Origin of the sequence: Paraburkholderia sp. BR10872 (assembly GCF_040965835.1) — a bacterium.
GTDB classification, from domain to species: domain Bacteria; phylum Pseudomonadota; class Gammaproteobacteria; order Burkholderiales; family Burkholderiaceae; genus Paraburkholderia; species Paraburkholderia nodosa_A.
This window is the reverse complement of the sequence record NZ_JBFRCN010000001.1, coordinates 329,717-342,590: the sequence shown is the minus strand read 5'-3', so window position 1 is coordinate 342,590 and position 12,874 is coordinate 329,717. Positions and strand designations below refer to the sequence as shown.

The window sequence follows — 12,874 nt, the reverse complement described above, 5'->3', positions numbered from 1 at the left end:
ATGACCTCGAAACCCGCTCATTCAGCAGGTCAGGCGCCGGAACTCACCGTCGCCGGGAAGATCGCGACCATCACGCTGCGCCGCCCCGAGATGGCGAACCGCCTCGAATTCGAAGACCTCGCCACATTGCGCGGTTTCATTCGCGAAGTGAACGCGCAACGCGAGGTGCTCGTGCTGCGGCTGTGCGCCGAAGGCAAGCACTTTTGCGCCGGGTTCGACATTGGCAGCGTTGCCGACGAGAACGCGGGGGCGAGTTTCGAGGCGCTCGCCAACGAACTCGAAGAAGCGCGGCCTGTGACGATCGCCGCGATCAACGGCGGCGTTTATGGCGGTGCGACCGATCTGGCGCTCGCGTGTGACTTCCGCGTCGGCGTCGAAAGCAGCCAGATGTTCGTGCCTGCGGCCCGGCTCGGCCTGCTGTTCTATCGCGGTGGTTTGCGGCGCTACGTGTCGCGGCTCGGACTGAACGTGGCGAAGAAGCTGCTGTTGTGCGCCACGACCCTCGATGCCGGACAGATGCGGGCTTGCGGTTTTCTCGACACAGTCGTTGCGCGTGCAATGTTATTCGACGAAGTCGAGCGCCTGAGCGGCGAACTGGCGGCAATGGCGCCGCTCGCTCTGCTGGGTATGAAAAAGCACCTGAATCGGATCGCGAGTGGCACGCTCGACGAAGACGAATTCCAGCGCGACGTGAAAGAAGCGGATGCCTCGCGCGATCTATGCGAAGGTTCGCTCGCCTGGAAGGAGAAACGAAAGCCGGTATTTCGCGGCGAGTGAGCCGCGAGCGGCAAAACACGAGCACCCCCGCGAAGCTATACGAAAAGGACGGCATTCATGGAAATCGAAGATAACCCGGCTCTCGCGCGTCTGTACGGCGTGAACGGCGCACCGCCGATCACGACCACGCTGGGCGCCACGTTTCTCTCGCTGAGCGACAATGCGCTCGAGGCCGAGTACGAGGGCGCCCTGTCGTTTCGCAACCCGGCGGGGCAAGTGCAGGGCGGCATGCTGTGTGCCATGCTCGACGACGTGACGGCAACGCTGGTTACCTCCACGCTCGCCGAAGGCGAGCACTGCGCGACGCTCAGCCTGAACACTTCATTCCTGAGGGCCGCAAGGCCCGGGAAGCTGACCGGCCGCGCAAACCTCGTGCGCAGAGGGCGCGGCGTATGCAACGTGCACGGCGAACTCTGGCAGGAAGACAAGCTCATCGCCACGGCAACGGCAGTGTGCATGATCGTCGCACGGTAAGTGCCGCCGCGCGCGGGGCAAGGTGGCGCTTTGTTGAGTCTGATTCGTTATCCTTATAAAAAAATACAAACATGACGTTGAATCGCAAGCTCCTGTCGATGATCGCCGTGCTGTGGATCGGCCTCGTATTGATCGGCGGCTTTGGTGCATGGCAAATGCGCTCGACCATGCTGGACGACCGGCGTGATCAGTTGAAATCGCTCGTGCAGCAGGCCGAAACGCTCGTCAAGCACTACCACCGCCTCGCACAGCAAGGTGTGCTCAGCGACTCCGACGCACGCAAGCAGGCGCTCGCCGCGCTAGCGGGGCTGCGCTACGGCAAGGACGGCTATTTCGCGGTCATCGACTCGCATCTCGTGATCGTGATGAACCCGTTCCTGCAGCAAATGACCGGCAAGGACGTGAGCCGCATGATGGACGGGGCCGGTCAGCCGCTGTTCCCGAAGCTCGTGGCCGCGGGCAACCAGCCAGGTGGTGGCTTTGCCGACTATGTTGGCCGCTAGAACGCAGCACTGGTCGAAGAAGCCGCGGCTGCTGCGCACTCGTTGCGCGATCAGGCCGCGAGCTTGCGCGAGGCGATTGCGCGCTTCGTGCTGCCTGCACAAGGATAGGCAGCATGACTGTAGCCATCCGGGTGGCGGCCGATGTGTTCGCGACTGAACCGATGTCACTGCCTGCGGGGCGGATCAGTGATGCCAGAAGAGGGGCTCCTGGCGAGAGCGGCTGTCGCCTGCCTGCGCATACTGGCTTTCCCCTGGCCATGTACGGCGATTGCGCTTGCCGGCGGCCGGCTGGTGCTCGGTGCCGGCGAGCGTGAGCAGGTGCCTCGCTTCGCGGCTCGATGCGTCTACTTCCACCGCATGCCCCGCGTCTTGCCGCACACAAGCCCATTGGCGCTCGTGCTCGCATTGCCGCGCCTCGCCGATCAACGCGTCGCGCTGCTGCTCGCGCGTGACGAGTTCGGCCTGCATCTGCTGCGCTTCAGGGTTGCCGGGCTCGACGGCTAGCGCACTCGTGAGCGCCCTGCGTGCGGGCCAGAGGTTGTTCTTGTCGAGACTCAGACGCGCGCTGGCCAGATTGCTCGCGACCTCGGGATGCGCACTCGCATAGCGCGGCGCGGCGAGCGGATGCGAGACCGCCGGCGTATTCCGCTGGGCGACGCGGCGCTGCGCCGCGTTCGCATGCGGCAGGACGGCGGGTGGCCGATTAGTCACTGCGGCGACACTGCGGCTGCTGCCGTGAGTGCCCCGCGTGCCCTTCGACCCGCTCACGGCCCCCTGGACCACCTGTACGCCGAGCTTCGGCTCCCATTCGCCGCGATGCAGGAACGCGTAGCCGGTGAGCGCGATCGCGAGCGCGCCGAGACCCGCCCAGGCATAGCGCGGCAACCGCTTACGCTCGGCGACGTGTTCCTCGTCGATCGAAGGGTACTCGCCGTCGTAGGGCCGATTGGCGCCAAGGGCCAGGTTTGCACGCACGCGCTCGGCTACCCCGTGCGCGCGTTCGTCCGGCAAGCCTTCGTCAGCGCCTGCGATGCGCGCGGCAGCGGCCTGTTGATTCGCTCCGCATTGGGGGCAGAGTGCAAGCGGCGCATTGAACCTGGTCCCACAGTAGGGGCATTCCGACGGATCGGAGTCGTCGTGACCAGGGGTGTTGAGCATGGGAGGAGCGCGCTTTCGCTTCGATTGACGAATTGCCGCAAAACCGGTGCCTGATGTACGCACTCACTTGAATATGGGCCACTTCGCCGCGGAGATCAATCGGCGGATTCCGCCAGTTTGGCGGATACGGACAGGCGAAACGGCGGCGAGGGCGCCTCTGCCTTATCCCTTCACGCAGCCGATGACCGTGGCGATTGCAGTGGCATCCAGCGTCAAGCCGATGTGCCCCACGCCGGGTACGATCGTGACCGGCACGTGTGCGCCCGCTTCCTCGAACGCCGCCGCGTATTCGCTGGCGTGAAAAAACTCGTCGTCGGCGCCGGCCAGCACGTGCACCGGCTGCCGCGCGCCGCGTATGTCCGCGCGGTAGTCGTCGTGCGGGCGGAAATTCTGCATCAGGTTGAACGAATACTGCGGCGTGAGCTCGTCTCGGACCTCGGGCGCGAGCGCATAGGCGATCGTCGGCAGATGATTGAAGACGCGGATGCGCAAGCCGTTAAGCATAGCGAGCACGATGAGGCGAGGTATGCCGACCGAGACCCAGCCGCCGACCTCGTTGCGCGTGGTGCGCGCCTTGTGGTGCAGGAAGGGTGCGAGCAGCACGTAACGCTCGAACAGGCGCTGACGTGTACCGCCCGCAAAGCGCAGCGCAAAGCCGCCGCCGGACGAGAAGCCGATCAGCGTCCTGGGCAGCGCTGCCAGCTCGCCCGGCAGTGCGGCGAGCAGATCTTCGAGATCGTCTTCCAACTGACCGATGTAGGCAATCGTGCCCTTGCGCCCCGATTCACCGTGGCCGCGCATATCGGGCACGCAGGCCGCGTAGCCCGCGGCGGCGAACTGGCGCGCAAGCGGGTGGAGACTCGCGCTGCTTGCCGACGATCCATGGATGAGCACGACACACGCTTGTGGCGCGCCCGCCTGCGGCAGGTAGGCGCGCCAGGCGAGCGACGCACCGTCTCGCGCCGGATAACGGCGCACCGCAGGAAGGTCGGAAAAGTCGACCTCCTTGAACGGCGCGTTGATCGATTCGAGCGGCTCAGGCTGCCTCGGGCCGCCCTTGGCGAGCGCGACGGCCGCGGCGGCGATGGCAGCGAGCGGAACGGCTTGCGAAGCGGCAAAGGCGCTGAGAGCCACGGGTGGACCTCGTGTACGTTATGGGTTGATGGTCTTGCCGGCAGTGATGATAGCCGACTTGCCGCCCATATCATCGGGTCTCCGAAACATTATGCGCTCCGGATTGCGGTGCAGCGCGCTCAGATGAACAGCGAAATGATGCCGCCCAGTGTGATGCCCGCCGCGATCCAGCGCCCAAGCGTATAGGTGTGGTTCGGGTCGGCGGGCGCGTCGGGACGCTCGAGGCCTAGCGCGCCATAGACGAGCGATTTCACGGGCTGCGCGTTGGCCGGCGTCGATGTCGCGTCGGTTGCGTCGCTCGTGTCGGTGGCATCGCCGGTATCGCTCGTGTCGCTCGCATCGCTCGTGTCGGCCGCTGCGTCGCCGCTGTCCGCGCTATCGTCGGTCCATGCAGCCGCATAGCCTTGCGGCGAAATCTGCACGGCCTCGTCCTGCGATGTGGACGGCGCGACATTCGTCGATGCGTGGCTCGACTGCGTGCCGTCCTGTTCTGCCTGGTCTGAAGCCGCGCCCGCACGGAGTGTGCTCGTGTTGGCGCTACCGTTGGCGAACTGTGTCGCCGCCCCGATTTGCATGGTCGACTCCTTTCGACTTTCTTATGCCTGCAATAATCGCAGGTCCAGCGCTGAAGCGACTCACGAATAACGCCGAAAAATTCGCGATATTCCGCGGCCAATTCTTTTGCGGAGCCTGCGACAATATCGGTATCCGTAACGTCGTGCGCGTATTACTGCGCGACGTCTGCGTGATCCTCCCCACCCGCAAGAAGAAGCACGCCTCGACGTCGAATGTGGATGAAGTCTCTGCGCCTCACAAATCCGTTCACGTTCGCGAAGAGGCGAGCTTGAAGCGCCCGTCACGCCGCGAGATTTTCGAGGCGCTTTATCGCACGCTCTATCTGCAAGTCCACACGCGCCTGCCCGATGCGCTCGAGCGCGATCAAAACGACGATTATTCGCAAAGCGGCGCGCAGATCGCGTGGGAGATCTGGCAGGCCGCGCACTCACACGCCATCGAGCTTGCGGCGCAGCAATGCGAGCGTCGTCAGAATCAGCACGCTCATCAGGACCACAAAGCAATCTGCCGGATTTGTGCGTGCGATATTCGCGCTCTGCAGACGGATGCAGAGCGCGACGAGGATGTGACGTAAGGAACGTGCCGCTTTAACCTAGACGGGGACGGAAGCGACGAGGCGCAGGCGGTTCGCGGAACGCTTTGGATCGAGGGCGCGCGTGACTTCGGCGAGCGTGTCGCGCATGGTTTCGCGCATGGTGCCCGAAAGTTCGCCCACTGCTGCTGCGGCGCGGCCCCGCGTGGCGGAGGCGGCTGCCGGGGCATCGGATTCCGTCGTGCGGCTCGCGCGTGCGGCACGCGTCATGCCGGCGCGCGCGGGCGGCATGCAAATGCAGCAGGCGGTGGGCTTGTGTGCGTCGCGCACGTGGCGCACGAAGCGGCCGTGGCAAACGGTGCAGCTCGACAGCGTGAGCAGGCCGCCTTCGAAGAAGCGCAGCAGCGTCCATGCCCGCGTGAAGCTCAGCACGCGCTCGGTTTCGGCGCTGTCGCAATGCTCGAGATAAAGGCGGTATGCACGCGTGAGGGCATCGAGCCGGCTGCATTTCGCTCTATCCGTAAGAAACAGATAGATGTTGTAGAAGAGCGACGCATGAATGTTCGGCAGCCATGTGAAATACCAGTCTGCCGAAAACGGCAACATGCCCTTGGGCGGCGAAGCATTCTTGAGTTCCCGATAAAGCCTGATCAAACGATTGCGCGAAAGCGTCAGTTCTTTTTCGAGCACAGGCATGCGTGCGCCCAGCTGGATCAGCTCGATTGCGCGCAGCACTTCACGCGCTTCTTCGGTCACACTGCCTTTGTACATGACGTGGTACTCCCAGGGGCAGCCGACGACCGCCACGGTGGTCCAGGCGAATGCCTGAATTCACGGGCGATTATAAAAGCGCAACAAAGAGCGTCAAGGATAATATTTGGAAAGAAACTGGAATATCTATAAAGAGAATGGCCTGTGCAGCCGATATTCAGGTGTGGATTGAAATGGGAAATAACCGCGCATTACCACGGCAATTACCTGTTCGGTGTGAATAGAAAGGTACGGTAAGAATATAAGTACAAACCGGCGGAAAATATCAGTGCGCAATGCACCGTGGATCGGAAAAAATTATTACCGCGTTTTGCGCTTTTACCTTTTCAGGCGCATCTGCCGGTAAACTGCGGCCTTTCCGAACGCATGCGACGTGCGACGTTGCAGCGGCCCGCGCGAACTGCGGGTTCCCTACATAAGCTGCCAACCGATGAATTTGTCTTTCTCCGCCTACACTTCTTCGTTCGCGCAGGCGCGTAAGCGTTTGCCTGTGGCCGCGACCGGCAACTTCAACCGCAGTGGCGGCGGCGCGCTCGACAACCCGCCGCGCCGCGCGCTGCTCAAGGGCACGGTGAGCCTGCTCGCGCTGAGCGGTTGCGCGAGCACGTTGTTGAGTGCGTGCGGCGGCGAATACACGGGAGGCGACGGCGCGCAGGATGCGCCCACGCCGGTGATCGGCTCCGTCGCGAACTTCCGCGATCTGGGCGGCGCTGCGCCTGGCTACTCGACGAGCGACGGCGCGCACGTGCGCCGCGCCTTGATTTACCGCTCCGACGCGCTCACGCCGAGCGCCGCCGACGCCGCGACGCTCGAGCGCATGGCGCTGTCCAACATCTACGATCTGCGCACGCCTGCTGAGATCGACGCGGCGCCCGACGTAACGCCCAGCACCGCCAGTTACCTCGCGCTGAATGTGCTGGGCACGCTCGAGCCGCCGTCGTTCGGGGGCATGCTGGCCGGCGAACTCGATGCGGCGATGCAAATGCATTGGCGCATGCTCGTGACAGGCCGCACGCAATGCTCGATCTACGGCGCGCTGCTCGAACACATCGCGGACGCACCGGGGCCGCTGCTAATCACGGGTGGCACAGGCGTGGACGTGGCGGGCTGGGCGTGCGCCCTGTTGCTGCTGATCGCAAACGTGCCGCTCGAAATCATCGTGAAGGATTTCATGCTGACCGATGCGTGGCGCTCGACGGGTGTGGATTCGACCAATCTGACGCCGCCCGTGCAGGCCAGCTATCTGCAGGCCGCGTTCGACGCGGTGCAGGGCAGCTACGGCGACCTCAACCGGTATCTCACCGCGGGTCTCGGCCTTGCGTCCGACACGGTGAATCGTCTGCGCGGCCGGCTAGTGGTCTGAGCGGCGCGCAGCGCTGAATCAACAGGTAATCCGAGCGGGCTTACACAGCGGAGCGTGCATCGGTCGGCAGCGCGATACGCACGCGCAGCCCGCCTTCGGGGTGATTGGACAGCTCGCAGCGGCCACCCTGATTGCGCGTGAGGCGCGTCACGATGGCGAGACCCAGCCCGCAATGGCCTTCGCCGCCGCGCGCTTCGTCAAGGCGTACGAAGGGTTTGAGCGCCGCGGCCACGCGCTCGGGCGGGATGCCGGGGCCATGATCGCGCACTTCGATGATCCACTGCGTGCCTTCGCGGCGCGTGGCGATTTCCACGGGCGGCACGCCGTGTTCGAGCGCATTGTCGACGAGATTCGACACGAGCCGGTCGAGCAGCGTGCGCGGCAGCCTGAACGCCGAGCCCGCGCGCAGATCGAGCCTGAAGAGCGCATCGTCGTCATCGCCTGCATCGGAAAAGAACTGCTCGCGCAGCAGCGCATCGACATCCACCTCGGGACCCGATTCGGGCCGCTGGCGGGCAAATTCCAGGAACTGCTGGACGATGTCGTTCAGCGAATCGACTTCGCGGATGAGCTGTTCGCGCTCGCGCTCGGAGCCCATCATGCTTGCACGCAGCTTCAGGCGCGTGAGCGGCGACTTCAGATCGTGGGCGACGCCCGCGAGCATGACGGCCTGATCGTCGTCGGCTTCGTTGAGCTGCTTCATCATGCCGTTGAATGAGCCGATCAGTTCGCGCAATTCGCGCGGCCCGTGCTGCTTGACGGGCGCGGGACGATCGCCGGTGCCGAATGCGCGCGCGGCCTGGGCCACGAGCGAAAGCGGCCGTTGCATCTGCCACATGGCGAGTAGCGCGAGCAGCAGCGAAATGGCGAGCATCGAACCGAACAGCGGCAGCAGGTTTCGCGGTGGCGGCAGATCGACGGGCGCGACGATCCACGTTGGCTGCCCCGCGAAACGCACCCACAGGGCTTCGCGATGGCGCAGGTCGGCGAGAATCTCGGTGCCGGGCGGCAAATCGCGCAGGAGTTGCTTGCGCAAGTCGGCAAGCGGCTCGCGTTTGGGCACTTCGAGCCGCACATCGGCGGGCATGTTCCAGGTGGGCACGAGATGCACGCGCAGGGCTGGCGCGAGGTCCATCTCGTTAGGGGGCGTGCTGGGTGCCGCGCTCGTCGCCGTACCGGGCGCTGCGCTGGTTGCCGCGTGCAGCATGAGCAGCAGACCGCGCTCGAAGCCTTCCACTTCGTGGCGGCGCGGCTGCGGCGCGAACACGATGAACCAGCATGCCTGAATGGCGAACAGCAGGAGCGCGGACATCAGCGCCATGCGTCCGAACAGCGTATTCAACGGATTGTTCATGCAATTACGCGTTCAGGCTGCGGCCGCTGTCGTCTGCTGGGGGGTTGCCTGCGTCGCCTTCGATGCCGACCCCGCTCTGCGGCACGAACACGTAGCCTTTGCCTCGCAGGGTCTGCACGTAGCGCGGCTGTGCGGGATTGTCTTCGATCACGCGGCGCAGGCGCCAGACCGGTACATCGAGGCTGCGCTCGTTGAATTCGAGGCCGTCTGCGTGGAGCAGGTCGTGAATCAGCACGCGTGAAAGCACGCGATACGGATGCTCCGTGAAAATCTTCAGGAGGACGAACTCACTGCTGCGCAATGGCACGCGCTTGCCGTCGCGTTCGAGCGTGCGCGCCATGAAATCGAGCTCGAAATCGCCGAAGCGGTAGCGTTCGCGCGCCACGGGTGCGCCCGCGGGGCCGTTGCCGCGCCTGCGCAGCACGGTCTGGATACGCAGCAGCAATTCCTGCGGATCGAAGGGCTTGGCGACGTAGTCGTCCGCGCCCAGCGTGAGACCCGCAATGCGGTCGCCCACCGCGCCGCGTGCGGAGGCGAAGATCACCGGAATGTTGTCGCCCTGCGCGCGCAAGGCGGCGAGGGCGCGCAAGCCGTCCGTGCGCGGCATCATGACGTCGAGCACGACGACCGATGGCCGCTCGCGTTCCAGCCGAGCGCCGAGATGCGTGCCGTCGTGGAGGACCGAGGCCTCGAAACCATTGGCCCGAAGAAAGCTGGAGAGGAGATCGCGCACGACCGGATCGTCGTCGACGATGAGAACGTGTGGACTCATCGCCGTATTTTATTTGATATCGACAACCGGCAGAACAGCGCGCGACCGCAGATTTCTTGCCGTAGCTTACATGGCGTGTTACTTCATGGCGACGGCGCCTGGCTCGATGGCTGCCTGCGTAGCGTGCGCGGATTCCGTCGACGCGACGGATGCGCAGTTGAGTGCGCTCGCCTGGTCCGCCGGCTTCGCGGCTGCTTCATTGGCCGCGGGGCTCGCGGGCTGTGTGGCCGGCGCGTCGATGGATGCCATGCCTGCCGCTTTGGCGAACGCCGAGTTCGCGCCAGCCATTTTCGCGGTCATCGCCGAAACGTCACCCGTCGGGGCGACATCCTTTTGGGGCAGGCCATGCGCGTGTGCCTGCGCCTGCGCTTGCGCGAGTCGCGTCTGGCGCGCGTCGGCGGCCACGCCGCTCGGCATCTTTTGCAGGTGCAGCGACGCATCGGCTTCGGCACCCGCGACCTTCGCGCCCGCCTTCTTCACACTTTTCGTGCTGTCCGCAGAGGGCGCGGCCGCTGCGCTATCGTCCTTCGGCGCGGGCGGGATGCCGTGCATTTCGAGCACGGCGTCTTGTGCCGACGGGGCGAGGTGCTGGTCGACGACGCCTTCCTTCACGCGGCGCGCGGCAGCCTGCTTGCCATGCTTGAGATCGCCTTCGAGTTCGGCGATGCGGCGGTCGTACCAGTCCGACACACACGCCTTGTCCTTGCAGTTGTGCTGACGCCATTGCCACTGGCTCACGCGGTCGGCTTCGAGCGCGGTGGTGTCGGTGCTCGCGTCGAACGCGCTGCGATAGAGCGCGGCGAGTTTGTCGTCGAGCGCGGAGAGCGTCGGATCGTTGCACACGAGCCGCTCAGAGGCGGACGCGTTATGCGGGCAGTGAAAGCTTGCAGCGTGCGCGAACGGCGAGCCAGCGAGCGACGCGAACAGCGCGATCGCAGCAGCGTTCAGGCCGCGCTTCAAGAAGTGGGCGCGACGGATTTTCGGTTCTCGGTTCATGGCAGCCATGATGATGTTGAAAGAGCAGGAGAAAGACAGGAACAGCGTGTGGCTCGTCCGGCGTCGCAAAGGCGCGAGGCGCCGCAGTGAGAACCGCAGTGAGAACGATAGCGCGGCGGTGAATCCGCAATGTCTCGCTCAGCGGGGAGAATGCAGGAGCGCTTACGAAACATTACACGCGCAGCCGCCCGCGGTCGTGACCGAAGGTCGTTGAGCGCTTGTGGTGCGCGCCTCCGCGTTGAAACGGCGCACACGAGTGCCGTTCAACGCCTTACCAGGCGGGAGGTTTTTGAAGAAGTGGAAAGTGGCATTCAACATTGACCGATGTCCCGGCCATCGCGCGCATCGCTTTGCGCCGATCATGCGTGGCGAGTCCTGCAGGGAATGTGTCATGTTCCGCGCAGCCCATCAACGCATCGGGTATCCGCTCCCATGCCACATGAAATCGTGTCATACGTCAGCCGTGCGAGGGCGCGCGCGGTGAAACTCGGCGCCCCGTGCGCCGCGGCGCTTGCGCTCAACGGCTGTGCATGGACGCTCATCACCGCGGCCGATGCGACCGGCTCCGTGATCCAGGCGGGCTACGCAGTCGCGTCGAATTACTCCTCGCCTAAATTCGTGTCGGGCCGGCCGGTCAATCTCAGTTCGATCTGCATCGAGAACAATCCCATGGTCACGTCGGGAGACTTCGTGCCATCGCTGCAGCTCGTGCTCGCGCAGCGCGGCGTGACTTCGGACGTCTACGGCGCCGGAACCGAGCCGGTGAGTTGTGAAGGACGCCTCGTGTATAACGCATCGATCGAATTCGGCAAGCCGACGTTCAGCGACGAAAGCCGGGCCTATCTTTCGACAATCAATCTGACGATCTTCATGCACAATCATATTGCCGTTACGGGGCGTTACGAAGTGCACGGCCTTGGCACCGACCGCTATTCGAGCGCGGCGGTGAAGCTCAAGGGGCTGTTGGACAGCATGGTGGTCGACCAGACGCAATTGGGCAATTCATTCCAGTCCGCTTCGAGCGACCAGTAAAACGGGTGTCCCACGCGAGGCGTGGGAAAGGATTGGTAAGGCTGCGGGCCTGTACCGGCTCGTTCTCGTCCCTTACGATTTACGCATGGCAAATAATATCTTTCTCGTCGACGACGATCCGGTCGTGCGCGACGTCACGTCCGAATATCTGCAGATGCGTGGCTTTACTGTGACGACGCTGCCTTCCGTGCGCGCGATGCAGGAGCGGCTGCGCTCCGAGCGGCCGCAGGTTGTCGTGCTCGATATCATGATGCCGGAAGTGGATGGCATCAGCGCGCTGCGCGCTTTGCGCGAAAGCGGCGACGACTTGCCGGTCATCATGCTCACCGCGCGTAACGAAGTGATCGACCGCGTGCTGGGCCTCGAATTCGGCGCCGACGACTACGTGGGCAAGCCGTTCGATCCGGGCGAGCTGGTGGCGCGCATTCGTTCAGTCATGCGCCGGCGCAGCATATCGAATCTCACGGGCGCGCCGGAGAGCCGGGAATCGTTTCGCTTCGGCCCTTTTGAACTCGATTTTCGTTCGCGGGAGTTGTATCGCGAGGAAGTTCGCATGCCGCTGCGTTCCAGTGAATTCGCGTTTCTCAAGCTATTCGTCAATCACTCAATGACGATTCTTTCGCGTGAGCGCATTATTGAAATCGTGTATGGGGAGGCGGGGCGGTATCGGAACCGCAGTCTCGATGTCGCGATCTGGCGTTTGCGGCGGCTCATAGAAACCGATCCTTCTGAACCGCGGTATCTTCAGACTGTTTGGGGGCATGGGTATGTGTTTGTGCCGGACGGTGAGGTGGGGTTTGCCGAGCGGTTTGGTGAACATGCTGCTCGGGAGCCGGCCGGTGAAGGCGGCAGTGAATATGCCGATGAGTTTGAAGGTGAAATGCCTGATGGTGAGGATGACTGAGCGGCTTTTTTGTGCTTTTCGTTAAACCGTTGGCATTTTCTTGTTTTCGCGTCGGTCTGCCTGGGTTGCCCCTGTGCGGGGCGGCACCTACTTTCTTTGCGGCGGCAAAGAAAGTAGGCAAAGAAAGCCGCTCAAACCGCTAATGCCTGCCACAGTTCACATCTCGCCATAAATGGTGAATGGCTCCGGAGCGTCTGTCACCTCGCGCCTTCAAAGGTAGTGACAAGGCGCTCATCCTTCCGGCGGCGCTGCGCGCGCCGAAGGGCATAACCCAACACCAGCGGGGCGCGTGCATTCTCGCGAACCTTGGCAATACCCCTTGGTTTCCCATGCAGACCCGACCGCAGTGCGCGCAGCGAGCAGCGGGATGAATGACTGCCTTGTCACTCACTTGGGTGGTGCGAGGCGACAGACGCTCCGGAGCCATTCACCATTAGTGGTGCGATGTGAACTGTGGCAGGCGCTGGCGGTTTGAGCGGCTTTCTTTGCCTACTTTCTTTGCCGCGGTGTATGGACCGGAGACATGGG

At 63.9% G+C, this 12,874-nt stretch carries 14 protein-coding genes; 7 read left to right on the top strand and 7 right to left on the bottom strand.

The window, feature by feature from the left end; all coding sequences use genetic code 11:
- The 3 genes from AB4Y43_RS01900 (at position 1) to AB4Y43_RS01890 (ending at position 1,754) form a co-directional block, all read left to right on the top strand.
- Positions 1-777 carry an enoyl-CoA hydratase/isomerase family protein gene (locus AB4Y43_RS01900; RefSeq protein WP_069266737.1) on the top strand — a complete coding sequence of 259 codons (777 nt, stop codon included), beginning with the start codon at positions 1-3 and terminating at the stop codon, positions 775-777.
- Between the two features lie 57 nt (positions 778-834).
- On the top strand, positions 835-1,251 hold the full coding sequence (locus AB4Y43_RS01895) for a PaaI family thioesterase (protein ID WP_069266736.1): 417 nt from the start codon (positions 835-837) through the stop codon (positions 1,249-1,251).
- Between the two features lie 71 nt (positions 1,252-1,322).
- A complete protein-coding gene (locus AB4Y43_RS01890; protein ID WP_368602143.1) occupies positions 1,323-1,754 on the top strand; it encodes a cache domain-containing protein in 432 nt (143 codons plus the stop codon).
- A gap of 183 nt (positions 1,755-1,937) precedes the next feature.
- On the opposite strand, the gene AB4Y43_RS01885 is transcribed toward AB4Y43_RS01890, so the two are convergent.
- From AB4Y43_RS01885 to AB4Y43_RS01875, 3 genes are all read right to left on the bottom strand, one after another.
- Entirely contained in the window at positions 1,938-2,912 is a 975-nt protein-coding gene (locus AB4Y43_RS01885; RefSeq protein WP_368726892.1) for a hypothetical protein, read from the bottom strand.
- Between the two features lie 162 nt (positions 2,913-3,074).
- Complete coding sequence (locus tag AB4Y43_RS01880; protein ID WP_368726891.1) at positions 3,075-4,046, bottom strand: alpha/beta hydrolase; 972 nt, start codon at positions 4,044-4,046, stop codon at positions 3,075-3,077.
- Between the two features lie 119 nt (positions 4,047-4,165).
- On the bottom strand, positions 4,166-4,621 hold the full coding sequence (locus AB4Y43_RS01875; RefSeq protein ID WP_342947231.1) for a hypothetical protein: 456 nt from the start codon (positions 4,619-4,621) through the stop codon (positions 4,166-4,168).
- Here AB4Y43_RS01875 and AB4Y43_RS01870 point away from each other — a divergent pair.
- Positions 4,600-5,196: a hypothetical protein gene (locus tag AB4Y43_RS01870; protein ID WP_368726890.1), complete on the top strand. Its 597-nt coding sequence runs from the start codon at positions 4,600-4,602 to the stop codon at positions 5,194-5,196. The genes AB4Y43_RS01875 and AB4Y43_RS01870 overlap by 22 nt on opposite strands.
- A gap of 18 nt (positions 5,197-5,214) precedes the next feature.
- Here the strand turns inward: AB4Y43_RS01870 and flhC are convergent, their stop codons facing one another.
- Positions 5,215-5,925, bottom strand: coding sequence for a flagellar transcriptional regulator FlhC (gene flhC / locus AB4Y43_RS01865; RefSeq protein WP_368726889.1), 711 nt, complete (start codon positions 5,923-5,925; stop codon positions 5,215-5,217).
- Positions 5,926-6,355: 430 nt separating this feature from the next.
- Here flhC and AB4Y43_RS01860 point away from each other — a divergent pair, with 430 nt between their 5' ends.
- The gene (locus AB4Y43_RS01860; protein WP_368617090.1) at positions 6,356-7,288 is read left to right on the top strand and encodes a tyrosine-protein phosphatase; all 933 of its coding nucleotides are present in this window, start codon (positions 6,356-6,358) and stop codon (positions 7,286-7,288) included.
- Between the two features lie 40 nt (positions 7,289-7,328).
- Here AB4Y43_RS01860 and AB4Y43_RS01855 read toward each other — a convergent pair whose 3' ends face one another.
- From AB4Y43_RS01855 to AB4Y43_RS01845, 3 genes are all read right to left on the bottom strand, one after another.
- Positions 7,329-8,642 (bottom strand): ATP-binding protein, encoded by a 1,314-nt coding sequence (locus AB4Y43_RS01855; protein ID WP_368726888.1) that lies wholly within the window; start codon positions 8,640-8,642, stop codon positions 7,329-7,331.
- 4 nt (positions 8,643-8,646) lie between these two features.
- A complete protein-coding gene (locus tag AB4Y43_RS01850) occupies positions 8,647-9,414 on the bottom strand; it encodes a response regulator (protein ID WP_069266729.1) in 768 nt (255 codons plus the stop codon).
- 78 nt (positions 9,415-9,492) lie between these two features.
- Positions 9,493-10,410 (bottom strand): lysozyme inhibitor LprI family protein, encoded by a 918-nt coding sequence (locus tag AB4Y43_RS01845; RefSeq protein WP_368726887.1) that lies wholly within the window; start codon positions 10,408-10,410, stop codon positions 9,493-9,495.
- 480 nt (positions 10,411-10,890) lie between these two features.
- Here AB4Y43_RS01845 and AB4Y43_RS01840 point away from each other — a divergent pair, with 480 nt between their 5' ends.
- On the top strand, positions 10,891-11,442 hold the full coding sequence (locus tag AB4Y43_RS01840; RefSeq protein WP_342947236.1) for a hypothetical protein: 552 nt from the start codon (positions 10,891-10,893) through the stop codon (positions 11,440-11,442).
- Between the two features lie 85 nt (positions 11,443-11,527).
- Complete coding sequence (locus AB4Y43_RS01835; protein ID WP_368602150.1) at positions 11,528-12,346, top strand: response regulator; 819 nt, start codon at positions 11,528-11,530, stop codon at positions 12,344-12,346.
- Positions 12,347-12,874 lie beyond the last annotated feature (528 nt).